The sequence below is a fragment of the Bacillus sp. URHA0034 genome, assembly GCF_056280405.1.
On sequence record NZ_JBWCDK010000001.1, the window covers coordinates 404,762 to 431,699 of the forward strand.

General features: G+C 37.4%; 32 protein-coding genes. 18 read left to right on the forward strand and 14 right to left on the reverse strand.

Annotation, left to right across the window (positions count from 1 at the left end; all coding sequences use genetic code 11):
- Positions 1-1,094: 1,094 nt before the first annotated feature.
- The 3 genes from ACZ9EE_RS02075 to ACZ9EE_RS02085 are packed head-to-tail and all read right to left on the reverse strand — an operon-like array spanning position 1,095 to position 2,204.
- On the reverse strand, positions 1,095-1,316 hold the full coding sequence (locus tag ACZ9EE_RS02075) for a helix-turn-helix transcriptional regulator (protein ID WP_476025004.1): 222 nt from the start codon (positions 1,314-1,316) through the stop codon (positions 1,095-1,097).
- Positions 1,271-1,834: a response regulator gene (locus ACZ9EE_RS02080; protein ID WP_476025005.1), complete on the reverse strand. Its 564-nt coding sequence runs from the start codon at positions 1,832-1,834 to the stop codon at positions 1,271-1,273. Before ACZ9EE_RS02080 ends, ACZ9EE_RS02075 begins: the two co-directional genes overlap by 46 nt.
- Entirely contained in the window at positions 1,812-2,204 is a 393-nt protein-coding gene (locus ACZ9EE_RS02085) for a sensor histidine kinase (RefSeq protein WP_476025006.1), read from the reverse strand. Before ACZ9EE_RS02085 ends, ACZ9EE_RS02080 begins: the two co-directional genes overlap by 23 nt.
- A 152-nt stretch (positions 2,205-2,356) precedes the next feature.
- Here ACZ9EE_RS02085 and ACZ9EE_RS02090 point away from each other — a divergent pair, with 152 nt between their 5' ends.
- Positions 2,357-3,631, forward strand: a complete 1,275-nt coding sequence (locus ACZ9EE_RS02090; protein ID WP_476025007.1) for an IS110 family RNA-guided transposase — start codon at positions 2,357-2,359, stop codon at positions 3,629-3,631.
- 445 nt (positions 3,632-4,076) lie between these two features.
- On the opposite strand, the gene ACZ9EE_RS02095 is transcribed toward ACZ9EE_RS02090, so the two are convergent.
- From ACZ9EE_RS02095 to ACZ9EE_RS02120, 6 genes are all read right to left on the reverse strand, one after another.
- On the reverse strand, positions 4,077-4,463 hold the full coding sequence (locus ACZ9EE_RS02095; protein ID WP_476025008.1) for a cyclophilin-like fold protein: 387 nt from the start codon (positions 4,461-4,463) through the stop codon (positions 4,077-4,079).
- A 106-nt stretch (positions 4,464-4,569) separates the two neighbouring features.
- A complete protein-coding gene (locus tag ACZ9EE_RS02100; RefSeq protein ID WP_476025009.1) occupies positions 4,570-4,932 on the reverse strand; it encodes a cyclophilin-like fold protein in 363 nt (120 codons plus the stop codon).
- Between the two features lie 206 nt (positions 4,933-5,138).
- Complete coding sequence (locus tag ACZ9EE_RS02105; protein ID WP_476025010.1) at positions 5,139-6,326, reverse strand: MFS transporter; 1,188 nt, start codon at positions 6,324-6,326, stop codon at positions 5,139-5,141.
- 286 nt (positions 6,327-6,612) lie between these two features.
- A complete protein-coding gene (locus ACZ9EE_RS02110; RefSeq protein ID WP_476025011.1) occupies positions 6,613-7,026 on the reverse strand; it encodes a cupin domain-containing protein in 414 nt (137 codons plus the stop codon).
- A 29-nt stretch (positions 7,027-7,055) separates the two neighbouring features.
- Entirely contained in the window at positions 7,056-7,802 is a 747-nt protein-coding gene (locus ACZ9EE_RS02115) for an SDR family oxidoreductase (RefSeq protein WP_476025012.1), read from the reverse strand.
- A gap of 18 nt (positions 7,803-7,820) precedes the next feature.
- Entirely contained in the window at positions 7,821-8,576 is a 756-nt protein-coding gene (locus ACZ9EE_RS02120; RefSeq protein WP_476025013.1) for a carboxymuconolactone decarboxylase family protein, read from the reverse strand.
- Positions 8,577-8,799: 223 nt separating this feature from the next.
- Here ACZ9EE_RS02120 and ACZ9EE_RS02125 point away from each other — a divergent pair, with 223 nt between their 5' ends.
- Together ACZ9EE_RS02125 and ACZ9EE_RS02130 are read left to right on the forward strand one after the other, a co-directional pair.
- Positions 8,800-9,345 (forward strand): TetR/AcrR family transcriptional regulator, encoded by a 546-nt coding sequence (locus tag ACZ9EE_RS02125; protein ID WP_476025014.1) that lies wholly within the window; start codon positions 8,800-8,802, stop codon positions 9,343-9,345.
- Positions 9,346-9,465: 120 nt separating this feature from the next.
- Complete coding sequence (locus ACZ9EE_RS02130) at positions 9,466-10,011, forward strand: TetR/AcrR family transcriptional regulator (protein ID WP_476025015.1); 546 nt, start codon at positions 9,466-9,468, stop codon at positions 10,009-10,011.
- A gap of 256 nt (positions 10,012-10,267) precedes the next feature.
- Here the strand turns inward: ACZ9EE_RS02130 and ACZ9EE_RS02135 are convergent, their stop codons facing one another.
- From ACZ9EE_RS02135 to ACZ9EE_RS02145, 3 genes are all read right to left on the reverse strand, one after another.
- A complete protein-coding gene (locus ACZ9EE_RS02135; RefSeq protein ID WP_476025016.1) occupies positions 10,268-10,411 on the reverse strand; it encodes a hypothetical protein in 144 nt (47 codons plus the stop codon).
- Between the two features lie 171 nt (positions 10,412-10,582).
- Complete coding sequence (locus tag ACZ9EE_RS02140; protein ID WP_476025017.1) at positions 10,583-11,425, reverse strand: FAD-dependent monooxygenase; 843 nt, start codon at positions 11,423-11,425, stop codon at positions 10,583-10,585.
- 414 nt (positions 11,426-11,839) lie between these two features.
- Positions 11,840-12,691 (reverse strand): aldo/keto reductase, encoded by an 852-nt coding sequence (locus tag ACZ9EE_RS02145; protein WP_476025018.1) that lies wholly within the window; start codon positions 12,689-12,691, stop codon positions 11,840-11,842.
- Positions 12,692-12,974: 283 nt separating this feature from the next.
- Here ACZ9EE_RS02145 and ACZ9EE_RS02150 point away from each other — a divergent pair, with 283 nt between their 5' ends.
- Positions 12,975-13,397 (forward strand): MerR family transcriptional regulator, encoded by a 423-nt coding sequence (locus ACZ9EE_RS02150; RefSeq protein WP_476025019.1) that lies wholly within the window; start codon positions 12,975-12,977, stop codon positions 13,395-13,397.
- A 116-nt stretch (positions 13,398-13,513) separates the two neighbouring features.
- Here the strand turns inward: ACZ9EE_RS02150 and ACZ9EE_RS02155 are convergent, their stop codons facing one another.
- Positions 13,514-14,419: a LysR family transcriptional regulator gene (locus ACZ9EE_RS02155; protein ID WP_476025020.1), complete on the reverse strand. Its 906-nt coding sequence runs from the start codon at positions 14,417-14,419 to the stop codon at positions 13,514-13,516.
- A gap of 227 nt (positions 14,420-14,646) precedes the next feature.
- Here ACZ9EE_RS02155 and ACZ9EE_RS02160 point away from each other — a divergent pair, with 227 nt between their 5' ends.
- From ACZ9EE_RS02160 to ACZ9EE_RS02210, 11 genes are all read left to right on the forward strand, one after another.
- A complete protein-coding gene (locus ACZ9EE_RS02160; protein WP_476025021.1) occupies positions 14,647-15,492 on the forward strand; it encodes an SDR family NAD(P)-dependent oxidoreductase in 846 nt (281 codons plus the stop codon).
- 310 nt (positions 15,493-15,802) lie between these two features.
- Positions 15,803-16,567, forward strand: a complete 765-nt coding sequence (locus tag ACZ9EE_RS02165) for a cytochrome P460 family protein (protein ID WP_476025022.1) — start codon at positions 15,803-15,805, stop codon at positions 16,565-16,567.
- Between the two features lie 97 nt (positions 16,568-16,664).
- A complete protein-coding gene (locus ACZ9EE_RS02170) occupies positions 16,665-17,333 on the forward strand; it encodes a DUF4405 domain-containing protein (RefSeq protein WP_476025023.1) in 669 nt (222 codons plus the stop codon).
- A 22-nt stretch (positions 17,334-17,355) separates the two neighbouring features.
- Positions 17,356-18,525, forward strand: coding sequence for an MFS transporter (locus ACZ9EE_RS02175; RefSeq protein WP_476025024.1), 1,170 nt, complete (start codon positions 17,356-17,358; stop codon positions 18,523-18,525).
- A gap of 140 nt (positions 18,526-18,665) precedes the next feature.
- Complete coding sequence (locus ACZ9EE_RS02180) at positions 18,666-19,373, forward strand: SDR family oxidoreductase (protein ID WP_476025025.1); 708 nt, start codon at positions 18,666-18,668, stop codon at positions 19,371-19,373.
- Between the two features lie 50 nt (positions 19,374-19,423).
- Positions 19,424-19,960 carry a cyclophilin-like fold protein gene (locus ACZ9EE_RS02185; RefSeq protein ID WP_476025026.1) on the forward strand — a complete coding sequence of 179 codons (537 nt, stop codon included), beginning with the start codon at positions 19,424-19,426 and terminating at the stop codon, positions 19,958-19,960.
- Positions 19,961-20,294: 334 nt separating this feature from the next.
- Positions 20,295-21,044: an SDR family oxidoreductase gene (locus tag ACZ9EE_RS02190; protein ID WP_476025060.1), complete on the forward strand. Its 750-nt coding sequence runs from the start codon at positions 20,295-20,297 to the stop codon at positions 21,042-21,044.
- A 41-nt stretch (positions 21,045-21,085) separates the two neighbouring features.
- Entirely contained in the window at positions 21,086-21,268 is a 183-nt protein-coding gene (gene dmpI, locus ACZ9EE_RS02195; RefSeq protein WP_476025027.1) for a 4-oxalocrotonate tautomerase DmpI, read from the forward strand.
- Positions 21,269-21,565: 297 nt separating this feature from the next.
- The gene (locus ACZ9EE_RS02200; RefSeq protein WP_476025028.1) at positions 21,566-22,111 is read left to right on the forward strand and encodes an NAD(P)H-dependent oxidoreductase; all 546 of its coding nucleotides are present in this window, start codon (positions 21,566-21,568) and stop codon (positions 22,109-22,111) included.
- Between the two features lie 222 nt (positions 22,112-22,333).
- On the forward strand, positions 22,334-22,456 hold the full coding sequence (locus ACZ9EE_RS02205; protein WP_476025029.1) for a YciI family protein: 123 nt from the start codon (positions 22,334-22,336) through the stop codon (positions 22,454-22,456).
- A 54-nt stretch (positions 22,457-22,510) separates the two neighbouring features.
- Positions 22,511-23,473 carry an aldo/keto reductase gene (locus ACZ9EE_RS02210; protein WP_476025030.1) on the forward strand — a complete coding sequence of 321 codons (963 nt, stop codon included), beginning with the start codon at positions 22,511-22,513 and terminating at the stop codon, positions 23,471-23,473.
- An 85-nt stretch (positions 23,474-23,558) separates the two neighbouring features.
- On the opposite strand, the gene ACZ9EE_RS02215 is transcribed toward ACZ9EE_RS02210, so the two are convergent.
- The gene (locus ACZ9EE_RS02215) at positions 23,559-24,107 is read right to left on the reverse strand and encodes a TetR/AcrR family transcriptional regulator (protein ID WP_476025031.1); all 549 of its coding nucleotides are present in this window, start codon (positions 24,105-24,107) and stop codon (positions 23,559-23,561) included.
- A gap of 214 nt (positions 24,108-24,321) precedes the next feature.
- Here ACZ9EE_RS02215 and ACZ9EE_RS02220 point away from each other — a divergent pair, with 214 nt between their 5' ends.
- The 3 genes from ACZ9EE_RS02220 to ACZ9EE_RS02230 all read left to right on the forward strand — a co-directional run bounded on the left by ACZ9EE_RS02220 (position 24,322) and on the right by ACZ9EE_RS02230 (position 26,505).
- Positions 24,322-25,077, forward strand: coding sequence for a carboxymuconolactone decarboxylase family protein (locus tag ACZ9EE_RS02220; RefSeq protein WP_476025032.1), 756 nt, complete (start codon positions 24,322-24,324; stop codon positions 25,075-25,077).
- 142 nt (positions 25,078-25,219) lie between these two features.
- Positions 25,220-26,083: an aldo/keto reductase gene (locus tag ACZ9EE_RS02225; RefSeq protein ID WP_476025033.1), complete on the forward strand. Its 864-nt coding sequence runs from the start codon at positions 25,220-25,222 to the stop codon at positions 26,081-26,083.
- A 14-nt stretch (positions 26,084-26,097) separates the two neighbouring features.
- A complete protein-coding gene (locus ACZ9EE_RS02230) occupies positions 26,098-26,505 on the forward strand; it encodes a cupin domain-containing protein (protein ID WP_476025034.1) in 408 nt (135 codons plus the stop codon).
- Positions 26,506-26,938 lie beyond the last annotated feature (433 nt).

Sequence of the window (26,938 nt, forward strand, 5' to 3'; positions counted from 1 at the left end):
ATAGCCTTAATTTTATATAAAAGATATGTTCCGGTATGTAGTGCTCATTGTACCGATGTGAAAGATGGAAACCCTCGAACTTGAAGAAGTGGCAAAAGAAACCGGCGAGAGGTTAGAGGCGCGTGGGAAAACCAATTATGCAACCTGTGTTCTGAATAGATTGGATTCAGGTTGCTTCCCAGTTGGCTAAAATCGAAAAAAGAGGAAAAGTAAACGAGACAACAGGCATCAATTACCAAGCGTTGATGTTTGGAGTTTCAGTGTTTTTTGGACAACAATGACTTATCTAGTCTGTTTAATAAAAGTTAAAAGATTAGCTATCATTGATATATGGTGGCTTTTGTCCATGCGACCTTGTGAAATAATGTACTTACACTATAGGGTGCATTGATTTGAAAGTCATCATAACTATTAAATAGTCTTCTTAGATTTTCTAATGCTTCTTTTTCAGTAAATCCTTCTAACTTCAGATAGGCTTGTCTCCTATTTTTTATTGACTGTTATATATCAAGGTTTTTAGCTAGTTCCAGGGATTGATCTAAATAATTTATTCTCCAACTTCTATCTCCGTAGGAATCTTCCACCAAAATATTAACATTAGTGATCGGAAATTTATGCTCTGTTGGTAAAGCGTACCGTTCCACTCGGATTTAAAAAGAGCTCCGAGGGTCACGGACTTGTGAAATTATCCTATATGGAGAAAGTCCAATGTCTACTAAACTTTATCGAAGAGAATTTTAAATTAAGGACGATAATTGAATGATGTTCCTGATTTGTATTCTTTTTTTCTCGTTGGGGTTAATGTTTGGTTATTTTGCATGACTCAGATATTACTCTCCAAATAAAATACTGGCAAGTTTATAATGGTCTCACTTCCAGTTTTGTTGATTTGACAAGATTATATTCGTTGGAGCGTTTGACTTAGTTAAATACCCAAATCACCACCTTTTAAAAATAGGGCTAATAATTGAGTGTGAACGTTAGGTGGAGCTTTAGCGAATTCATAAATTTAGTAATTAAATATAAAACATTAGCCCTTTCCAAAAAAAGGAAAGGGCTAATGTTTTATATTTTCCTTTGATATTCCGTAGGTGTTAACCAGTCCATTTCTTGAAGGTGGTGCTAAAATGACGTTCATCCTGATAGCCGACTAATTTGGCTACAGCGTATACTTTAAGACTTTCTTTTAAAAGTTGTTTGGCTTTATTAATGCGGTATTTATGAAGGTAATCCAAAAAATTAATTCCTAGTTCTTGTTTAAATAAAGAACTTAAATAGGCGGTTGATACAAATACCTCTTTCGCAAGTAAATCCAAAGTGATACGGTTTTGTGAATAGGTTCATTCTTTGTAAGTACCTCGAACATTTCATCTGGTTTTTGTTTGGTATCTAAGCTTTCCGTTCCATGCTTGGTCCAGGATGTTTTTAATTGAGAAAGAATGTTTGTCATTTCTTTTTTGTCTTCAATTTTTTCTTTTGCCTTTATAACTGTACTGACAACATCCTCTGGTAGGCAAGGTTTCAGTAAATAATCAAATGCGCCCAGTTTGATGCCTTCTTTTGCATAACTAAATTCACTGTATCCAGAGAGTAAAATGGCTTCAAAATTTAAATCTGTTTCCTTAGCTTTTTTTAATAATTCAAGCCCGCTCATTTGCGGCATATGAATATCGGTCAAGAGAATGTCAGGCTTTTCGTTAATGAATTCGTTATAACCCTCCAACCCATCTCTGCAGGGAGTACAAATATCGATTCCATATCGGTTCCACTCTATCATTTCGACCAGCCCCTCACGCAGGGTTGACTCGTCTTCAACTATTAACAATTTGGTCATATCTACTTACCCCCACATTTTCTATATTAAGCAGGTGAATTTCTACTCGTGTTCCTCTTTCCTTTATAGAATGGATATGGATTTTTGCGTGTTCACCATACACATGCCGTAACCTTTCTTTCACATTATGAATGGCATAACCTGTTCCATTCAGACGATTAACACCTGTGGAATAGTTGGTATCCAGTGTCGTTTTTAACGTATTAAGTTGTGCTTCTTCGATGCCGACTCCGTTGTCAATAATTTCAATATGGATGGAGTTGGAATTCTGATAAGCACTTATTTTAATAAAACCACTTTCTTTCGAAGGCTCTATTCCATGAATGACAGCATTCTCTATAAATGGCTGAATAAGTAACTTAGGGATCATTAGGTTCTCTATTTGTTCTTCCACTTCAATTTCATGGCAGTTTAGCATTCCTGTAGATCGTTAAATATCAGGTTTGAAAAAAATAAAGCCCCTCAGTAAGATATGAGTATAGACACCACTCTAACTCAGACTCTTAAGGAGGAAGCCCTACTATGAATTTTAAAATGCAAGACAAACAAAATCAACTAATAGAAAGAATTTCCGATACACATCTTATTGTTGGTGTAGACATTGCTCAACAATTTCATGTTGCTCGAGCTGTTAACTTCCGTGGAATTGTTGTCGGAGATCCCCTTACATTTGTAAATAATGAAGAGGGGTTTGTTAAACTGCAAAATTGGATTAAAAAGTTAAAAAGACTAAAAAATCTAGATTCCACAATAGTGGGTATGGAACCTACTGGCCACTACTGGAAAAACCTATCTAACTGGCTTGTTAAACAAAAAATTGAGGTAGTAACAGTCAATCCCCACCTAGTAAAGAGAAACAAGGAGAATCGTGATAACACTCAATCAAAGAGTGATAAAAAAGATGCACTAGTTATCGCTGATATGGTGAAAAACGGCTATTATTCCTTTGTTCGCCCTTCATCTGAATCCTTTGAGAAACTCAGAGTTTTAATTTCTAATCGTGACGTGATTGTTAAACGTCTCGTAAGCTCTACCAATCAGATTCATAGATGGGTAGATATTGTATTTCCAGAACTTAGACAAGTATTTAAAGATGTTACTTGTAAAGGGGCAATCGCAACCCTCCGATTATTTCCAACTCCTAATGAAATAGCTTCCTTTGAGCCTCTAGATGTCATGAGGGGATGGAAGTCTTTAATGCAGCGACAACCAGGACCCAAAAAGACTCAATTACTAATCAATCTAGCAAAATCCTCGATTGGAACTGTACAAGCACTGGACGCTTATAAGTTCCATTTAGAACAATTACTGGAGGAGTATGACCTCGCCATAAAACAACTCGAAAGAGTTGAACAACAAGTTAAAGAAGTTCTAAATAAAATACCCTTTGCAAGGAAGCTGCTTATGATTAAAGGTATAAGTGAAATTTCATTAGCTGGCATTTTAGGAGAGGCTGGAGATCTAAGTGGGTTTTCTCATGGGAATTCTCTATTACGCCATGCAGGACTTCATTTAGCTGAAGCAAGCTCAGGAAAATGGAAAGGGCAGATTGTCCTCTCAAAACGAGGGAGGTCTAGACTACGTCGTTTCCTCTATCTAGCAACCATGAGCCTTGTGATGAATAACCCTGAGTTTAAAGCTATCCATGCATATAATGTGAAGGTCAAGAAGATTAAGAAAATGAAATCTATCATGAAGTTGGTCGGTAAATTAGCAAGAATTTTTGTAGGTATAGCTAAGCGAAACGAATCTTACTGTGCTAATAAATTACAAGAAACAATCCCGTTAGCAGCATAGAAGCAGTATGACTAATAGTCTTAAATTTTGAATGTTGTCTTATTCGTAGGATTTCAAATATGCACGGAGTACCAGGTTTCTTTAACAAAAGGGCACCGTGACCCATCAGGTTAGCATAACTGGCCTCCACCCCTTGGATAGGCATGACGAAGGAATGAGAGGGCAATTGACCCGTTGAGACATGGGAGGGAAAGCCTCCAGGGCGGCGTGGAGATGTGCATTATATGGTAAAATATGGAGTAGTAGCTGACTCCTTTATTTGACTATGCCTTCACGAAGCCAAGATGATCTGACTCATTTCAATTTCACGTAATTCCAATTACAAGGGTTATGAAATCCTGCGAATAAGTGAGCATTCAAGAGATATTCGTATCAAACTGAGGGAGTGGAAGAAGATAATAAAAATGACTGCATAATTGCAGTCATTTAAATCAGCATATAAAGGCTATTCAGCCAATGCCACAGTAATCCTAATTGTATTTCCAAGGCTTTTAATCAAAGATAAATCTTCGTCTATCCGCCCTAATGTAATCATATTACTATAACTTTCGGAAACTTCTTCGCCATCAAAAAGGATACTAAAGTAGTTACCAACAACGGCAAAATCAATATCCCCATTCTTCCAACCGTTGTGTTCATCCTTTTTATCATATTCCAGCGGATTATCCATAACACCACAATAATCATACTCATAACGATGCAGAGTAATTGTATAAGGAAGTCTGGAAATCAAATCCTGAGCTGCCATATTATCATTCAACGTTGCAGGAATTACAGCATCGCCAACAGTTAATGTAACGGCTGTACCATTTTCAATTCCGTGTTTTTCCAATGTTGTTTCCTCACTTTCGTTTGTATCATTTTGATTTTATTGCAATTTAACGCAATGGATTGTCTCTTATTAAATCTTATTATTTTGTAATACTAAAACTGAAAAGTTACTCACTAACCTCAATTTTAGCCTTTACACTATTACCAGATGTGGCTAACTGTGAAATAACATTCTTATTTGTGTCTCCAATATGCACAAGCCCCACAGGTACGGTGCCATCACCGTAGAATACTGCAAGCGCACGCACGAAATCAGAGTAGTAAATGCCACCTGCATGTGGTTTTGAGGTCACAGGCACTCCCTTGATTGACGGTCTTTTTGGAATCGAATCCCAATAATGGTGCCCACCAGATCTTCCCATTGTCAATTCCACCGGTAACATATTTAATATATCTTCTACGGTACGATTATTGTTTAATGTCACTGTATATTCTTTTCCGTCTAATGTTATTTTCATTGAGTTACCCATTTCTATTTCCTCCATTTCTTAAAAAAATTTTTCTCGTTCCTCATCCAAATAATCTTCAATGTTTCCAACCAATGATGTTAGCAAAAGGAAAATAATATAAGGGCTTTCCATATGAACACCGTGTTTCATTCTGCGATGTAATGCATCGTACAAATCAACTAAAAATAGGGAAACTCATTCGTCCCTATCACAAATTTCATGTTATTTTAACTTTTTATACGCGAATTTATCCATAAAGCGATTAGAACTGCTGTTATACCTAAAATACATACTCCGTTCCAACCATAATTGGTCCACGCCATAGCCCCTAATGTCGATCCTGCAGCTGCTCCGATAAAATTACTTACCACAAAAACGGTGTTTATTCTGCTTCTTTCATCATCACTTAGGCTATAAAGTTTAATTTGGTAAAATACTTGTGCACCTTGAACACCTAAGCTTAATAAAATTACGCCTATTACCATTCCCAAAATATTCATACTGAACAAACCAAAAATTAAATATGAGAGTAGAGTGATTCCAATACATGTCACACCAATAAATTTGGCAATTTTTCTTTCACTTAAACGCCCAATAATGTTCGCACCCAATGCACCTGCTACACCTAATAATCCAAATAGTCCAGCCTGATCACTCTGCATAGAATATGGCGGATTTCCTACTAAGAAAATCATGGTTGTCCAAAATACACTGAAAGCACAGAACAACAATGCTCCTGAAATAGAAATCAGCATTAAACTAGGATACTTGCGTGGCATACTTAAAACTGATTTAAGTAATTCTTTATAAGTAAAATTATCGATTGTGGTTGATTTTGTAACTGGTAATTTGTAATACATAATTATCCCAAGTATGAACATCAGTATAGCGGCAACAACAAACATAGCTCTCCACCCCGCTACTTGTCCAACAAATCCAGATACTGTCCTGGACAATAAAATCCCAATTAATAGACCACTTACGACTGTCCCTACTACCTTTCCTCTTTCTTTGGGTGAAGCCAATTGAGCAGCAAGAGGGGAAATAATTTGTGGGACGACACTAGTTAAACCAACAGCAAAACTGGCAAGATTCATCCATAGTAAATTTTGCGCTGTAGCCACACCTAAAAGGGATACCGTTACCAAGCCAGTTAACGTTAATATCAATTTCTTTTTTTCTTTGATATCTCCAAGGGTTGCAAACATAAATATTCCTAGTGCGTATCCTAACTGTGTAAAAGTAGCAACTAATCCTGCTGAACTAGATGTTGTATGAAAGGTTTTTGCTATTTCTGAAAGCAAGGGTTGGTTATAATATATATTAGCTACCGATATTCCACCGGCAATTGCTAATAGAAGTGTCATAGCTTTAGTTATTGTTATTGTATTATTAATATTTTTTTCTTCTGGCATATTTTGAATCCTCCACTCAAATAACTATTCTTAAATCTATTTTCCTCCAGCTATCCTAGTTAAATATAGTGGGGAAGGCTAACTAGTAATCGTTATAAGGGATGGACACATCCTATTGTAAACTTTCTTTTGTTACATTTATTATTAAAAAAACATAACTGCCCCAATTTACATAGTTGGGGCAGTTAAAGAGAATGTATCAACCGTTTCTCGTTCAAACTTCAGCAATCTAGTAAATCTAGTCCTGCTGTTTGTTTTACCATTTTTTGATCTTATATTTTACAATTTATTTTGTTGCATTTTCATACACTTCGTCTGAAACAGGTTCTAACCATTCTGGAGTACCTGCAGTGATTGCAATGTGTTCAAACCAGCTGTCTTTTGCGGCACCATGCCAGTGTTTCACACCATCGTGAGTGACAATAACATCGCCAGCCTTTAAGAATTGAGCAGGTTTTCCGTCTTCTTGGTACCAACCTTCGCCACCAGTTACTAATAAAAGTTGAAATCCATCACGATGGATATGCCAGTTATTCCGGCATCCTGGTTCAAAAGTCACATTCCCAACCCCAACATTCACTTTAGGATCTGCGATCAATGATTTAAGGTAACTTTGTCCTACGAAATATTGTGCATATGCTTCATTTTTCTCTCCTACTGGGAAAATAACTCCATTTTTTACTTCTTCATGTTTTGTCATTTTAATTCCTCCAATATATTTTTTTATTATTAACCTACTTGAACAGTTGGACGTACAATCATTTCATTAATGGCTACATCTGATGGTTGCTCAATGGCAAATGCGATGGCACGAGCAACACTATTTGCATCGATTGCAATTTTATAAAATTCATCCAATCCTGCTTTCATGGTTGGGTCTGTTGTCGTTTCTAACAATTCACTACTAACAGCCCCAGGAGAAATATTAGTAACTCGGATATTGGTGCCACTCATCGCTTCTTCTTGACGTAAACCTTCAGAAATGGCTCTAACTGCAAATTTGGTTCCACAATAAACCGTTCCACCAGGGTAGATGTTATGTCCAGCAACTGATGAGAGATTGATAACATGACCGGATTTACGTTCTCTCATAGATGGAACGATAGCAGCGATGGCATATAAAACACCTTTGATGTTGACATCAATCATCTTATCCCACTCGTCCACTTTATTTTCAGCAAGAAAAGCTTGTGGCATAAGTCCAGCATTGTTTACTAATACATCTATTTTTCCAAATTCCTTAAGAGCATAGGCAGCTAGTTCTTCCATCTGTCCGCGAGAAGTTACATCTGTCACTTTATAAATAGCTTGACCGCCACTGGTTTGGATCTCATCTTGCAATTTCTTTAATCGATCTTCACGACGAGCTGCGAGTACCAACTTCGCACCTTTGGACGCAAGTTCTCTTGCAGTAGTTTCTCCAATTCCAGAAGAAGCACCCGTAATAATGACAACTTTATCTTGAATATTAGACATAAATAATAACACCCTTTCTTAATTTTCAGGAATAATTTCGTTAACGCAAGCCAATGCGTTCAGTGTTCTTGGAAAGCCCATATATGGGAGGCAGTGGGTGATGGCGGTGATTAATGTTTCCTTGTCATTGCCCACATTTTTGTTACCGTGCACATGTGCCTTAATCTGACTTTCAGTACCGCCTAAGCTACTAACGATACAGATTGTCAACAACTCCCGTGTTTTCAAATCGAGTCCGCCACGGGTATAGAAATCTCCGAAGCAAAAAGTAGAAAGATATTCCTGAATATGCTTTTGGTTTGACGGGGCACTCTCTTGCATTTTTTTAATGACATCTCCGAAAATCTCGACTTGAACGTCAAGACCTTTTTGAAAACGATTATCTTCATCTATGGTCTTTTGACTTTCAATTGGTAAAGCAATATTTTTCGCTTTGAATGCCTCATTGACTTCATTGATAGCATTTAACGTTTTCGGGAATCCAATGTACGGAGCACACTGGTAAACAGCCTCTTTAATTTCTATAGGTGTTAGCCCAACATTCAGTGCTGCACCCACATGTGCTTTTAGTTGGGGCAACGTCTGGTTGGTAGTAAGAACCACCAGAGTGATCAACTCACGCTGTTTGTCATCTAGATTACCTTGATAAAAAACTTCCCCAAAAATGAAATGGCTAAGGATGTCCTGAAAATCAGGATCAGTAGCATGTGCGGCAGTTACTTCCGCACCAAATAGTTGATTGAACTTTTCTTTGCTCTTTTCAACACGATCCATTATTAAACCTCCTCTATGAATTTAATTAACTCTTCTAGTATTCCGAAGGTAGTTAAATTTGATGTATTAGTAAATTGCACGTTGATATGCTATCGCACATCTGTATATAATATAAAATGAAAAGAGGATGTCTGCAATAATCAAAATCCCACAATTTGTGCGTTATTGCACAAGCTGATTGAAATTGTGCGATATTTTATAAGAAAGTTTGGTGGATATTAAAATGTCTAGAGTTGATAGAAGAGTGCAAAAGTCTCAAGAAGCAATAAAAAATGCTTTTATTGAGCTGATGTCTGAAAAAAGTTTTGATCAAATTACAATACAAGATATTTCCGACAGGGCAAATGTCGGTCGAAGAACCATTTATGATCATTACATTGATAAATTTGATCTACTGGAAAAGCTTATTGAAGAACATATTAACGATCTAAGAAAATTGTGCGAAACGACATCTGAATTGGATTTTGTTGAGGGAAATCTAATTTGGTTTGAATACTTTGAGCGGAATTATTCATTCTTTTCAACCATGTTAACGAGTAAAGGAGCTCCTTCTTTTCGTAGGCATTTCCTAGAATTTGTTATCGAGGAGTTGGAGGATGAAGTAGATGTAACCGAAGGAAAAAATAAAGGATTAAGTAAAGATTTAATTCTTAGATTTTTTGGAGCTGCCATCGTAGAGATAGTAGAAACGTGGATTATCAACGGATTATCCGAATCACGTCAAGTTATTGCAGAACAAGTGGGGATTTTGCTAGATAGGAATTTATAGGTTTATTCCGTCCACATGACCTCTTGATTTAGCCGTGGGGGAGAGGGAAAGCAAGTAATTGTATAAAATAGGGCTGTCATTGAGGCAGCTTTTATCTTAAGGAAAGTTGGTGAACAAACAATGCCGAAAGTAGATAGAAGAATAACCAAAAGCCAAGCAGCCATTAAAAATGCTCTTATCGAACTTATGACTGAAAAAGGTTTTGATGACATTACTATTCAAGATATTTCCGATAGGGCAAATGTAAACCGGGGAACCATCTACCTACACTTTACAGATAAATATGACCTGCTGGATAAGATGATGGAAGAACATATAAACAAGTTAAGGGAAACAAGTGAATGGGCATGCGAAAGGGAGTGGGTAGATGCGACTCGGATCTTTTTTGAATACTTTGAAAGCAATTATTTATTCTTTTCAACCATGTTGGCGAGTAAAGGGGCTCCTTCTTTTCGCAGTAAATTCCTTGAGTTTCTTATTGGAGAGTTCAAGGATGAAGTAAATATAGCAGCAGGAAAAAATCACAGTCTAAATGAAGATGTTATTGTAAATTTCGCCGCAAATGCATACGTAGGCGTATTGGAATCGTGGTTAAAGGATGGAATGCCTTATCCACCACATGTCATGGCGAAGGATTTGGGGATATTGTTAGAAAGGATTTTATAGATTGATGGCATAATAAAACTTTCTAATTTTTTGAAAAAGGAGGATAATATGCCTTTCCTCTTCAATTATGGTGTTGTTTGTGAAGCATTGCACTTGAACGAACTAGGGCTTTTGTTTAATATCCCAAATTATAAAAAGTTGAAGATATGCAAATTTTTATTGCATTTCTTGCATATTTTCAGCAGCTTTTTTACATTCAAAAACATACTGCCATAAACAGTATGTTTTAATTGCCAAATACACAATTGGACACGAATTATTTCAAAACTCTTGCCTTATCGATTGCATCAATAAAAGCCATGACAGCTTTGGATGGCTCATTAGCATAAACAATCCCAAAGGGAACCTCATAATCCCATTCTACAGGAATCGTCACAAGGGAAGGATGTACATCTGCCACTTGTCACTTTTAAACGAGAATGTGCGGATCTTGCATAAAGAACAATTTCTGCATCTGTTTCATTGAGTAATCTTTCAGTTATCATACGAGAAATTTGACCAGCTGCACCTAAAATCAAAATTTTCATCTTCATTTCCTCCGTTTCATATGGTTGTAAAAATATCAATACTTTTATCGTCCAAAAGAGCGGCTAAAAGATTGTCCAGATTGCACTATTTGCCATGCATTTTTTAGACGGAGAGACTCATATTCCGAAAGAGCCTCGGTTGCTGCAGAGCCTTTTATTCCTTTTTCAACACATTCGGCTAAGGTAGCAGCATCTTGTAAGGAAGCATTAAATCCTGATGCAGTTAGTGGTGTAGGTAGATGTGCAGCATCTCCAACGATTGCTATGCGTCCTTTTACAAGATTGTCAGGAACGTACTCGGCAATCGGAGTTCCAACAAGATTACGTGTTTCAATACTATGAAGGATCGCATCTAACCATGGTTGTTCCCATCTAACAGAAGCCTTTTCAGCCAACTCAATCAGTGTCTGTTCCGGGATGTCAGGAGAATGAAGCGAATGTCGAACAAGGCTACCTTCCACACATCCAAGACGACGTAACAAATCATTTTGAGTGTTATCGTACCAAGCCCATCCCAATCGTCGATCTCCAAGAGCGGTGGAACCGTCTGCACCAGCAATAATGGAACCGAGTAAAAAGTCACCGATACCATCTGGCATAGTAAACTTCGGAGCATTGAGGCTAGGTCGATGTTTTTCAGGTATATCTTTCTCACCTACAATAGCTACCCATATCAAATATCCAGCAAATGTTGCATTCGGTTTATGAGGTGCAACTAAGCGACGTACAATACTACGGTGACCATCAGCACCAATCAAAATATTTCCATGGAATATCTCACCCTTATCCGTCACTGCCCAAGCAGAATCGCTATCCTGATTAATAGTTTGAACACGAGTATCATAACGTAAGGTAATTCTAGTGTCAGCTTCGGCTACTGTGCGCAATCGCAACTGTATAGATGACCAAGCCTCTGCCGACCTAATCCCACCGGAAGCAAGTTTTCTTAAGAATTTCGCTGTTTGAGTTCGATCAATTTCTCCACTGTCAACTTGAAGAACTGCACCGCTACGTGGTTTCGAACCGGCTCTTTCTAATATAGTTACATCCAATCCAGCACACGAAAGGGCAATTCCTGTCATTAAACCAGAAAGCGACGCACCGACAACAACAGCAGAACCCTTAACTTCTTTGATAAAATTGTCATTGGTTGATTCGCACCGGAAATGCTTTCTCATAATCGTTTTTCCTCCTTATTGGTAATGTCTTAAAATGGAAAAACCGAATTTCCTAATTGGAAAATCGGTTTTTTGATGATGAAAAGCATTAAATATCGAGCTAAACAAATCTTTCATTTTTAATTATTCATGAATTTTCCATCCGTTTAACATCTTCGCTGTATTGGCAGTAAAATGATCAATAATTTCACTTTTTCCAATATCCATAGTAGCAATTGCTGCCATATCTTCATCGCTTAAAGCAAAATTCCAAACATTAAAGTTTTCAACAATTCGTTCTTTATGAACTGATTTTGGAATTGACACTACACCACGTTGAATATGCCAACGTAAAATGACTTGTGCTACCGACTTGCCATATTTTGCTCCGATACCGGCAAGTATTTCATTTTGGAAGATATTCTTTTGCCCTTCTGCAAACGGTCCCCATGATTGAATTTGTACGCCATATTCTTCCATAACATTCTTTGCAACTTTCTGTTGGAAGAACGGATGGGTTTCCACTTGGTTGACAGCCGGTACAACTTCATTGTTCAGAATTAAATCAACTAGACGGTCCGGATAAAAGTTAGAAACACCGATGGCGCGAATTCTTCCTTCTTTATAAAGTTCTTCCATTGCACGCCAAGAACCATAATAATCATTGAACGGTTGGTGAATGAGGTATAAATCAAGATAGTCGAGCCCTAGTTTCTTCAAGGAAACATCAAAGGCTTTTTTTGCATTTTCATAACCAGCATCCTGAATCCAAAGTTTTGTTGTGATAAAAAGTTCTTCCCTTGGAATCCCGCTTTTTTTGATGGCTGCGCCAACTGCCTCTTCGTTAAAATAGGCGGCAGCTGTATCAATTAGACGATACCCAGCTTCAAGTGCATCCGAAACTGACTGCTCACATTGAGCTGGATCAGGGACTTGATAAACACCAAAACCTAAAATAGGCATTTCAACACTATTGTTTAAAATAACTTTTTGCATATAAAATCCTCCTTGTTTACGTGTTCAGTTCCTCCATTGACATCCTTTATTTTAGGATTTACAATTTCAGCAACCTGAACTATGATAAGCCTATCACCTTCGTGTAACACGAAGTCAATAATTTCGGAATTCCTTTTTTTGTATATGAAAAACTTTTGCTCTTTTACGTAATTATTTTTAAGCTTTCGATAGGCTTGAACGATAATAAGTCTAATACCTTCGTGTAACACTAAGTCAAGAGATTTCAAGTAACTTTTTTTAAAAAATTCGAGGTGGGGTTGAATTGTATACTGTGAAAGAAGTGGCTAAGCTACTTGATCTGACTGAACATACTGTTCGTTTCTATACGGATAAAGGATTAGTTCCAACTCTAAAGCGTGATAAAAATAATAATCGTCTTTTTGACGAAGAATCCATCAATTGGCTAACAGGTGTAAAATATTTAAAACAATGTGGTATGACAGTGGAAGACATTAAAACCTATGTAGATTTGTGTTTGAAAGGTGACAGTACGATTCAGGAGCGCTATGAAATTATTTTGAAACAAAAGGAGATCGCTGAGGCTCAGTTAGAGGAAGCAAAACGAACAGTCAAATATATGGACGAGAAGGCAAGTCATTACCTTGACATTATCAACAAAGTGATCCCAGATGATACTAATCCTGGGAAATGGCAGGAAAAAAATAAAATGCCTATGGCTCATTAATTATTTCTTATTACAAAAGAAAAGCCGTTTTTCTAAAATATGAAAAACGGCTTTTATAATAGATTTTATAAGAAAGTTAGACTCCACTCTGTATCCTTTTAACTCTTTCTAAGCATTTATATCTGAAAAAGTATTTGAAATTTCGCCTGAATTTCTTTTAAAAACATATCTGCAGCAGCAGAAAAAACCTGATGCTTTTTCCAAACAATATTTAAGCCGGATTCAAGTATTGGCTCCAGCGGTCTAAAACAAAGGTTACTATCACTAGATGTATTCACTATTTTATCAAGGACTACTGCATAACCAATGCCCTCATCAACCATAATGGCAGCATTATAGGCAAGATTATATGTAGTCACGACGTTTAATTTATCAAAATCTTCACCAAACCAATCCGCAAATTCATTCTTAGAAAATGTCTGTTTTATAGCTTGTCGTGAACAAATCAGCGGAACATTTAATAAATCCATTGGTTGAATGGTCTCTTTGAAAGCAAGAGGACTATCCTTCCTCATAACAACGCCCCAAACATCTTTGTCAGGGATATTAATATAATTGTATTTAGATAAATCAGCTGGTTGAATTAAAATACCAAAGTCAAGCAATCCTTTGTCAAGTCGATCAGTCACGTCGTCTTCGTTTCCGCTGTAGAGGTGATACCGGATATTTGGATAACTTACCTGTAACTCTTTTATAATCCGTCCAATCTGTCTCATTGCTTCTGTTTCCCCACCTCCTATGTAAACATCACCACTTATTGTTTCTTCCATAGAATTAAATTCTGTTTCTAATTTATCAACCATATCAATGATTTCTTCCGCTCTCTTTCGCAGGAGCATTCCTTCATCGGTGAGATTGATACTATGACTACTGCGAATAAATAGTTTTTTTCCTAATTCCTCTTCAAGATCTTTTATTTGTCTTGATAGAGTTGGTTGTGTTACATGCAAAAAATCAGCCGCAGCCGTCATGCTTCCTTCTCTAGCAACAGTCAGAAAATAGCGCAAAACTCGAAGTTCCATTGACTTATCCTCCTTTATACTATTTTAGTATATACGTTTCTGATATTCATAACAAGCATATCATGATATGAAATATAAGTATTGGCTATATCAAAAGGACATAGCTAGAATAAATTGTAATCAGTAGAAAGGACTACGTTTAGTGTGTCTACTAAAAAAGATAAAGTTATTGTAATTATTGGTGCATCAATTTTAAAAAAGAAAAATAGAACTAGGAGGAAATAAATATGACTAACAATAAGAAAGTTTGGTTTATCACAGGTGCTGGACGTGGAATGGGCGTGGAGTTCGTAAAAGCTGCTCTTGCCGCAGGTTATCAGGTCGTTGCCACTGGTCGTAATATTGAAAGATTAGCCAAAGTTCATGGCGATAATGAAAATCTATTGATCGTAAAATTGGATATTATTGACCCAACAGGTGCCGTTGATGCGGTCAAGTCAGCTGTTGACCGATTTGGACGTATTGATGTGGTAGTCAACAACGCAGGTAACTTCTACGGAGGATTCTTTGAGGAATTGACCCCACAACAGATTGAACGACAAATCAATACCAATCTCATTGGTCCGATGAACGTTACCCGCGCAGTGTTGCCTTTGATGCGTAAGAATCGTTCAGGACACATTATTTCAATTTCTTCTCTTGCGGGATTAGTTGGATTTGAATACAATGCGGCTTACTGTGCTTCAAAATTCGGTCTTGAAGGATTTATGGAGTCGTTACATCAAGATGTCGCTCCATATGGAATCAAAACCACAATTCTAGAACCAGGCTTCTTCCGTACTGAATTTTTGGAGCCAGAATCAACATTCCTTGCTGAGCCGTCTATTGATGACTACGCAGAGCGTAATGCGCAATATCATGCTTTTTGGAAAGAGAAAAACGGAAAGCAGGAAGGCGATCCAGTCAAACTCGCTAAAGCTTTAATCACCATGGTAAATCAGGAACAACCACCGTCCCGTTGGATTGCCGGTGCAGATGCCCTTGCCGGTGCTGAACAAAAGGTCAAAGAACTGCGGCAACAGATTGATGCTTATCGTGACCTTTCCACATCCCTCGATTATAAAGATGCATAAGCTACTGATGGAATCCAACCGGGTTCGATGAGAAATATCCTTTGAGCTATTAATGATTGATTAGAAATTGCCTCATAACTGTTTGAGGCAATTTTTTACTAATGGCAGTTTCGTAATAATCCCCATTCATTGATATTCGAACTAACAATTATCACTTTAAATCAGGAGGTAATCTCGGATGGCTGCAGAGTCATTTGAAGGGTGATGTCATTCATTACCATTTGCTGAAATTATCTATGTTCGGCGAATGTAGAGTCCTAGTCACAATGAATTTAAAAGACACTAAATGGAACTTGGAGGAGAAAATAATATGAAAAAACAAATAATGCATTCATTTGCATTACTGCTAGCCTTCATTCTTACTGCTTGTAACAACAATGATACTGGGAAAAAGGTCATTTCTCAGCAAGAAGAGAATTCCTCTGAAGCAAAGTCTGAGGAATACGATGAGATTGGATCTGGAGCTAACCTTGTTAAATTCCCTGAAGACCTTGAAAAAGGAATCGTGTTTGCCACTTACGATCGAGGAGATATTCATGAAAACATCTATGTAAATAGTAGGGAAGCAATTGAAGCAGTGCAGAACGGAGAGGAGCTTCCGAGCGGCACCGTTATCACTCTCGAAGGATTTCGAGATGGAGAGCTTGAGCATTATTTAGTGATGGAAAAGCGTACCGGCTGGGGTTCCCAGTACGCGCCTGATGAGCGTCCTGGGGAATGGGAGTTCCAAGCATTTACTCCTGACAAAGAAGTGATGGTAGATGGTATTGGTGGACCAGCTATTGGGCGATGCTATACCTGCCACGCAAATCAGGAAAGGGATCAATATATGAATTCGTTAGAACAAATGAAAGAGTTTGATTTGGAAGAGATTTCACAATCAAAGAACAGCAATCCAGAAACTTCAATCGCAGATATCACTACTGACCACTGGAAGGTAAGTGAGATATCTGGTCAAATGAATGATTCTAAGGATTTAAATAAAGAAGAAAGTAATGCAATAGATGGTAAGGATAAAGCTAAAATCATTCAGGACGTTCTCTTAAAGATGTATTTACAGCAATTTGAAAGCTAATGGAAGTGTAGTCATTATAAGGTGTTTAAATGTCCACTATGGAAACATAATTCAATGATAAATCAAATAGAAAGAGGAAAATACTTTGACTCCAAAGATGTTATTCAGGCTTGTTAATGACCTTGTTATGACATTGCTTATGTTAATTGCAATGGCTTACTATATTACTGGAAACATGGTCCACGAAGTCATTGGAGTTGTGGTGCTTTTATTATTTATCGTCCATAACTTCTTAAATCGACGTTGGTATAAAGCGATTTTTAAAGGGAAATATCATTTAAGGCGCATTATACAAATAGCAATCAATCTACTTTTTCTTGTAACTATAGGTTTGATGATGGTGAGTGCAGTGATGATTTCAAGTGACTTATTTCCCATTATTCCCATAAATAACGACATGATGTTACGACAAATACATGTTCAGACAGCATATTGGGGTTTTATCATTATGGCAGTCCATATAGGGTTTTCATGGGGAATAATTATCAATTCAGTTCGGAGGATGACGGGAATCGCCGGTACAAGCCGTGTTCGTACTATTGCATTACGTATTTTGGCGGTATTAATTGTTGCCTACGGGGTGCATTCCTCCTTCGAGGAAGACATAGGTTCTAAACTATTCATTTACAGCCCATTTGGTTGGTTCAATGATAATTCCACTTTAAGGTTTTTAATTGGACACCTATCTATTATGGGAATCTATGTTTGTGGGACACATTATTCTTTGAAATTTATTCAGAGGCACGATAAAAAAAATATTGGATAAAACTAAGATAGGAGTTGCTTTTTTGTCTAAGCAAAATAATTTACTTATATTTACATTGACCCTTGGGGCTTTCGGCATCATAAATACTGAAATGGGAGTTATAGGGATATTACCTTACATTTCTGATCACTTTCATGTCAGTGTATCAAAAGCAGGATTGCTTGTGAGTCTTTTTGCCCTTGTTGTTGCTGGATCTGGTCCAACGATGCCGTTATTATTTTCGGGGGTAAATCGCAAAAAAGCAATGTTACTTGTACTTGGTATTTTCGTTCTAGGTAACATTGTCTCTATATTTACGTCTAACTTTGCCATCGCAATAATTGCACGTGTGATTCCAGCCATTTTTCAGCCAATCTATTTCTCAGCCGCTTTTACAATGGCGGCTAACTCAGTTCGTAAGGAAGAAGCTCCAAAAGCTGTTTCAAAAGTTTTTATTGGAGTATCTGCGGGAATGGTACTTGGTGTACCAATCGCAAGTTTTCTTGCTAGCACAGTTTCGTTTCAAATATCAATGGCATTTTTCGCCATCGTGAATGCAATAGTATTTATTGCTACATTAGTATCTTTCCCTTCTATGCCTGTTAAAGAAAGACTTTCTTACGGAGCTCAATTGTCGGTATTAAAAAAACCAATTACTTGGCTTTCCATTTTTGCTGTCCTTTTACTTAATTCAGCAGTATTTGGGGTGTATAGTTATCTTGCTGAGTATCTTAAATCCGTTACGAATATCTCTGGGAAATCAATTAGTTTAATGTTAGTCATATTCGGGGGGGCAAATATTATTGGAAACATTTTGGCAGGGAAGTTACTTACTAAAGATGCCATCAAAACTGTAGTATCTTTTCCTTTTGCATTGGGAGCTGTTTACATCCTATTATTCTTATTTGGACAATTTACTTTACCTATGGCTATCATTACTTTATGTTGGGGAATATTGGCTGGTATAGGAACCAATATTAATCAATATTGGATTACGTCTGCAGCTCCAAAAGCTCCTGATTTCGCTAATGGATTATTTTTATCATCTGTTAACTTAGGAACAACAATTGGTACAGCCGTAGGTGGATTATTTATTTCAGATTTAGGTACACAATACGTCGTATTAGTGGGATTATTATCGTTGGTATTAGGACTGTTATTTATTTTACTAAGAAACTACATGCAGAGTCCTACAAAACAACTTTCTAGATAAGGAATTAATTCATCATTTTTTAAGGGCTCCCTGTTCATTGTTGATTTATGTTCCCTGCCCTACTTTCTTTTACTAAATTTCTAGAGTGTGGAAAATCTGCTTTAGCCCAAGATTAGTAGCCGAAAAATGGAGGATTTAAAATGTCAAAAGATATAAAAGTTGCCCTTGTCACCGGCGGGAATCGAGGAATTGGATATGAGTTGGTCAAGCAATTGGCGTTGAAGGGTTTTAAGGTGATTTTAGCAAGTAGGGATCTGGAGATGGGTCATGAAGCTGCGCAAAAGCTTAAGGAATTAAATCTGGACGTTTCGTTTGTGGTGTTGGATGTAGATAATCAAGAAAGCATCCGTCAAGCTGCGATTACAGTAAATGAGCAGTATGGAAGATTAGACGTATTGATTAATAATGCTGGAGTGTATCTGGACGAAATTGAAAAGTTATTGACAATGGAACCTTACATTATAGAGAGAACGATGGCTACGAATTTCTTCGGCGTATACCATGTCATCCGTTCCTTTATTCCCATCATGGAAAAACAAGGTTATGGAAGAATTATTAATGTTTCCTCGGAATATGGGGCGATGAGCGAAATGTCATATCCAGGAGTAGGAGCTTATAAGTTGTCTAAATTTGCCCTAAATGGATTGACACGATTGGTAGCTGCAGAAATCAATAGGGATATCAAAATAAATGCAGTTGATCCGGGATGGGTAAGCTCAGATATGGGCGGACCATCTGCACCAAGAACACCAAAGCAAGCAGCTGAGTCTATCTTGTGGTTAGCGACTGTTGGAACTGCAGGACCGAATGGTGGATTCTTTAGAGATGGAAAGCAAATCGATTGGTAACAAAACTAAGCAAATTGGTATAATTCCTAGCTATAAAAGGAGCAAATAAAATGAAGAAAATCCTACTAGTATTTTTTACAGTAGCTGTTATTTTTATTTTTGCAGGGTGCAGTAATAGTGCAGAAAACAATAAGAATACATCATCTGAAACATTTGCTGTTTCTAAAAATAACTCAAACGATGAACACAAAAAAAGCCAAACAGATCGTGCTAGGGAGGCGACAACAATGGGAAATACGATAAATATCATAGTTGGAAATAAGACATTCACGGCAACTCTTGAGGATAACGATACAGCTAAAGCGCTTGTAAACCAGCTACCGCTAACAGTAGATATGTCTGATCATAATGGGAATGAAAAGTATAATAATTTGTCAGTTAATCTTCTGGAAGATAAGTCAACCATTCCAGGTAGGATTAATGAAGGAGATTTAATGCTCTATGGTAACAACTGTCTTGTTATTTTCTACAAAACATTCAATACATCCTACAGCTATGTAAAGCTCGGACACATAGACAACGTCACTGGTCTTACTGAAGCCTTAGGTTCTGGTAGTGTGAAGGTTACATTTTCCGTTAGTGAATAACGGTTAAGATGTGCCTATTAAAACTAAGTTTATTAATGGTAACGCACGTGTATTAATATACATGTGCGTTTTATATGTAAGAAGTTACTATCTATTTACTTTTGATAATTTTAAATCACCAAATTTTCATAAAGATAATCAACAATTTTTATTTGCTTGTTGAGTAATCAACGAATCGCATTAATTTAACCATTGAAGGCATCGTGTTTTTATTTATAATAATAAACAGATGTTGGTTAATCAACCGATATTGAGTTTTTTAAAAGCGAAGTCAATGTTGGGCTTTATACAAGGAAATTTTTCAAAACAAAAAAAGAAAAGGATGTTTTTAGTTATGTCTAATATTCAAGATAAAATTGTTATCATTATGGGTGCATCAAGTGGTATAGGCGAAGCCACTACCAAGAAACTTGCACAAGAAGGAGCAAAATTAGTCATTGCGGCTCGTCGTGAAGATCGTTTGAAATCTCTTGTTGAAACATTACCGAATGCAGAAATTTCATATGCTGTTGCGGATGTAACGAATAAAGAAGAAGTTCAAGCCGTTGTTGATTTGGCAATCGAAAAATATGGACGTGTCGATGTACTATACAACAACGCTGGAGTTATGCCGACAGCGCCTCTTTCAGAAACACGCTTCGATGAATGGCGCCAAATGTTAGACATCAACATCATGGGTGTTTTGAACGGGATTGCTGCGGTTTTACCAATTATGAAAAAACAACAATCCGGTCATATTATTGCAACTGATTCAGTTGCAGGACATGTTGTATACCCTGATTCTGCTGTATATTGCGGTACTAAGTTTGCAGTTCGTGCGATCATGGAAGGGCTCCGCCAGGAAGAAAGGGAAAATAACATTCGATCAACTATTATTTCACCAGGTGCTGTAACTACTGAACTTTATACAACAATTAATGATCCTAAAAATCGAGAATGGACAAAGGAACTTATGAGTAAGGGTGCAGAAGGTCTTTCTTTGAAATCAAGCGATATTGCAGATGCAGTAGCTTATGCAATTAGCACACCTGAAACAGTTGCGGTGAGCGAAATTTTGATTCGCCCAACCAAACAAATTGTTTAATCATTCTTTAGTGCATAACAGTAAAAAAGGAGAATAAAATTATGCCTGTGATAACAATTGAAGCAGCTAAATTAACTAAAGAACAAAAAAGAAAGTTAGTAAAAGAACTTACCACAACAGCTGCAAATATCATGAATTTACATGAACAAACCTTCTATGTTTTCGTAAAGGAAAATGAAAGAGACAATATAGGTGTTGCAGGGCAGCTTTTATCCGATAAATAATATCGAAGCAAACAAACTTTGGGTGAAAAAAATCACTCGAAGTAAGGAGTAATCAATGGAATATGTTGAACTTGGAAATGCCGACTTATACGTATTTCGCCTATGTTTTGGTTGTGTGAGCTTTGATGAAACAGTTCGAGGATTTCCATCAATGGGTACTCGATGAAGAGCAAAGTCGTCCCATTATAAAAAAGCTTTTGAACTGGGTAAAAGTACCTCACCCAGTATATAGGTTTAATGATAGTTTTAAATAAATCAAATTGACAAACAAATTATTCTTTAAGGAGAGATAATAAGATGAAAACTCTTGTTCTTGTTTTTCACCCAGACTTAACTGCTTCTCGTGCTAATCGACGCTTGACGGAAGAAATGGAGAGGCAAGCTAACGTTACCGTTCACCGTGTTTATGAAGCTTACCCTGATGAGAAGATCGATGTCGCAGCCGAGCAGAGGTTATTGGAGAAGCACGATCGAATTGTTTTGCAGTTTCCTTTCTACTGGTACAGCACGCCTTCATTGATGAAAAAATGGGAGGATGCCGTCCTTTCTTACGGCTGGGCATTTGGAAGCAAAGGGGACAAGCTACACGGAAAAGAGCTGCTGATTGCCGTTTCTACTGGTGCCGCTAAAGAAAACTATTCACCAGCGGGCAATTTTAAATTCACTATGCTGGAGTTACTACGACCTCTTCAGGCAAGCAGTAACATGATTGGCACACGCTATTTGACACCTTTTGTATTGTACGGAGTGAATCAACAGTCCGATGAGCAACTTGAGCAAAGTGCGAAGGATTACGTGGTTTACGCATTGAACCCTGAACTTGATCTACTTGCAGTCCGTTAATATTAGTCTGTAGTGGGACATAACTTTTCTCAATACAAAAGAAAGAGAGTTACAAAACAATGAAACAGCAACATTTTTTTGTAACAGCAACACTAAAAGAGAAAACTTTAGACAGAATGCAACTGAAGAAGAAAAGAAAATAATATCTCAACATTTGGATTATGTAAATCGGATGGTTGTAGATAGGGAAAATTTTATTTACTGGTTCTTGTATAGAGGAGCATGGGATTAATTGTTTATAAAGCAGAGTCATACGAAGCAGCAGTAGAATTTTTTGAAAATGACCCTTTCGTAAAATCTGAAATAATGAATACGGAAATACATCCATTTAAAACATTGGCATGAAAAAAATTTTTCACCAAAATAAACAGTTAATAAAACAGAAAGGTGTGAAACAAAATGAAATTAGTCAATTTGCAAAATGAGAAAATCCCTCCGATTGCACTTGGTACATGGTCATGGGGGACCGGTCCAACTGGCGGGGATGCCGTTTTCGGAAATCGGCTTACAGCAGCAGACATAAAGCCGGTATTTGATGCGGCTATGGATGCCGGATTTAATTTATGGGATACTGCGGCTGTATATGGGCTGAACGCTTCAGAAACTATTTTGGGGAGTTTTACCAAAGGTCGCGATGATGTGCTGATTTCAACGAAATTTACTCCACAAATTGCGAATGATAATGATAACGCAGTTGAGGATCTTTTGGAAGGCAGCCTAAACCGCCTCGGAGTGGACCATGCCGATATTTATTGGATCCACAACCCGGCAGATGTGGAAAAATGGACGCCAAAACTAATTCCTTTGATGAAAAGCGGCAAAGTAAAGTATGCAGGTGTCTCCAATCATAATCTTGAAGAAATTAAATTAGCAGCCAGCATTTTGGCGAAAGAAGGGTTAAAAATTTCCGCTGTACAAAACCATTACAGCTTGCTTTACCGTTCGTCGGAAGTATCCGGAATTATTGATTATTGCAATGAAAATGATATTGTGTTCTTTTCTTACATGGTTTTGGAACAAGGCGCATTAACAGACAAATACAGTGCCAAACATCCTCTCCCAAGTGGCACAAGAAGAGGCGAGGCATTTAATGCAGACGTTCTAGCTAAGCTCGAAGGCTTAATTAAGGTAATGAGAGATATCGGCAGTAAATACAATGCGTCCACAGCACAAATTGCAACGGCTTGGTCCATTGCAAAAGGGACGGTGCCGATTATCGGAGTGACGAAAACATCCCACATCAAGGATGCTATTAAAGCTGCCGAGATTAGTCTGACAGAACAGGAAATCCTTGATCTTGAAGCAGCGGCAAAAGAAACCGGTGTTGAGGTCAGAGGCGCATGGGAAAAGCCAATGCATTAAGATTACATTAATCTACGGAGAAAAAAGCTTGAGTCCTGTATAGATATGGACTCAGTTTTTTTTATTCTTTTGAAACCTTGATGGATTATTCAAAATTCCTATCTAACAATACACCCGTTTGTTCCGCCATGACTTGTGCTGGTAAAGGCATTCCATTCTTAAACCACCATTCTACCGCTCCTACGATAGCTGATGCAAAAAATTGAAGAAAAACGTCTTCGCTTAATCCTTGATTTTTTCCTTCGGTTGTATCCACTTCAGGTTTATACTCTTCTACGACTAAATTAAGAAACCGACTGCGAAAAAAAGGGGCACCTTTACTCGCTAGCATAGTCGAAAAGAATAAATAATGACGCTCAAAGTATTCGAACCAGACATAATTTCCCTCTCGAAACGTCATCTCTGAAGCCGATTGGCATAGTTCCCTAAGATTGTTCATATGTTCTTCAATCATCTTATCCAGTAGATCGTATTTATCCGTGTAATGAAGATAAATGGTTCCTCGATTAACATCTGCTCTGTCAGCAATATCCTGAATGGTAATGTCATCAAATCTTTTGTCAGACATTAATTCAGTTACAGCATTTTTTATTGCTACTTGGCTTTTGGTTATCCTTCTATCTACTTTAGGCATTTTAATTCTCCCATCTTTCTAAAAATAATCAACAATTTTAATTAATTTGTTGAGTAATCAACGAATTGTGTTAATTTAACCATTGAAACTATGAATGGCTTTTATATAATTATAAACAGATGTTGATTAATCAATCAATATCAATTTTTTATACATCAGTTTAGCTAACTTTTGGAAATAAAAGTAAATTTACTTCAAAACAGGAGGCTTATAAATGGACCGCGTTGAAAAGAGCAAGGAAAAATACATACAGCTATTTGGCAATGGAGTACCTGCCTCATACGCTACCGATCCTGATTTTCAGGACATTCTTAGCCGCTTCATATTTGGGGAAGTTTTTTATCAAGGTGATCTGGATGACAAGCAACGCGAGTTGATTACCCTGGTGGTACTTACGACCAACGAGACGTTGCCTCAGCTCAAGGCACATGTGGGTGCAGCACTGAACGTTGGGCTAACACCAGTAGAAATCAAAGAGGCGGTTTACCAGTGTGCTCCGTACATTGGATTCCCGAAAACGTTAAATGCTATCAATGAAGTCAATGAGGTTTTCAAAGCGAAGGATATCGCTTTACCGATTGAAAGTCAAACCACTGTTAATGAAGAAAACCGCTTTGACAAGGGACTGTCCGTACAGGTAGAGATTTTCGGTGATGTCATAAAAAAAATGCAAGAGAGTGCTCCGGCAAATCAAAAGCATATGCAGGAATATCTTTCAGCTTTTTGCTTTGGAGACTTCTATACTCGCGAGGGACTTGATTTAAAAACACGGGAGTTGTTGACACTCTGCATCATCACTGCTTTAGGCGGTGCTGAAGGTCAAGTAAAAGCACCTGTGCATGGTAACAAAAACGTAGGCAATAACAAGGAATCATTGATCGCCGCAATCACCCATTGCCTTCCATATATTGGCTTTCCGAGAACACTGAACGCATTAGCTTGCGTTAATGAAATAATTCCAGAAAATTAAGCAAGCTGTTAAGGATTCAGTAAACGCTGGAGATCCAAGCATCTCTGTTTCATTTGAAGAAAGTCCTGATGAGAAATTGGAAAAGCAATGTTTATAAGACAAGGTATTACAAAAAATATAACAATGTAGAGGAGACAAAAACATGTTTAACGAAACTTACAAATTATCAAATGGTGTAGAAATTCCAAAATTAGGTCTTGGTACCTGGCTGCTTGACGATGCACAGACAGCACAGGCAGTGCTTGATGCGGTATCTATCGGATATCGACATATTGATACTGCTCAGGCTTATATGAATGAGACTGGTGTAGGTGAAGGAATCCGTTCCTGTGGTGTCGCAAGAGAAGAACTTTTCATTACGACAAAGGTTGCTGCAGAAGCAAAGACCTATGATGCAGTTACGCAGTCCATTGATGAGTCTTTAGCAAAGTTGGGATTGGATTATATTGATCTTCTGATTATCCACAGCCCACAGCCTTGGGTGGAGTTCCGCGAGGGAAACCGATACTTCGAAGAGAACAAAGAAGTATGGAAAGCAATGGAGGATGCTTATAAGGCAGGCAAGGTAAAAGCAATTGGTCTGTCTAACTTCCTTCAGGATGATGTAGAGAATATTCTTGCAAGCTGTGAGATAAAGCCTATGGTAAATCAGGTATTGGCACATGTGAGCAATACTCCGTTTGAACTAATTGAATTCAACCAGAAGAATGACATCCTAGTAGAGGCATATTCACCAATTGCACACGGTGCAGTTCTGGATAATGCAGAGGTTAAGGTAATAGCTGATAAGTACGGAGTATCTGTTGCTCAGCTTTGCCTACGTTATGATATCCAGCTTGGTCTTGTAGTAATTCCTAAGACGGCAAATCCGGATCACATGAGAAACAATGCAGAGCTTGATTTTGCTATCAGCGATGCAGATATGGAAATTTTGAAAAATGTAGAGCGCATCCAGAATTATGGTGAGCATAGCTTCTTCCCGGTATTTGGCGGGAAGTTAAAATAAACGGAGGAATTAAAATGGCAAAACATGAAGAAGTAAAAAATGGCGTTATTTTCCCAATGGGCGAAAAAAATGAAGCATTTGCACAATTTTTTGTGGGACAAAGTTATCTTAAAGGATTAGTGTCTGACCCTAAAGTAAACGTTGGTGTTGGAAATGTCACCTTTGAACCAGGGTGCCGAAATAACTGGCATATTCATCGTGATGGATTCCAACTTTTATTAGTAACCGGTGGCGAAGGTTGGTACCAAGAGGAAGGAAAACCTACTCAATTATTAAAAGCTGGTGATGTGATTGTCACCCATGATGGTGTAAAACACTGGCATGGTGCCACAAAAGACAGCTGGTTTGTGCACCTTGCAATCACTGCAGGAAAGCCGGAATGGTTAGAACCTGTCGATGATGAAACCTATAACAATTTGTAAAAAACTAACGCATCGAATCAAATGATTCGATGCGTTAATTATGACGGTCATACAAACAAAAGTGTGGAAACACTATTGAAAATCGTACAGCCGTTACCTTAAGCCAGAAGTTATTAAAAATGCAGTGATTGAGTTGATGATATGCATATTAGACATGTTGACTTCCCCAACCTTTCTTATAGATAATTAACAATTTTGATTGATCTGTTGAGTAATCAACGGATTACGTTAAATTAACCATTGAATGCTTTAAGTTTCTCTATATAATAATAAACAGATGTTGATTAATGAATTAACATTGATTTTTTTAAGGGTATTATGATCAGGTCATGACCTGAAAATTGAACTTGCATAAAAAAATGCGGGGAAAGGAGATGGTTATTATACGTATGGACAGGTTAAAAATATTTTCTTTGCTGTCAGTTGCTTTGTT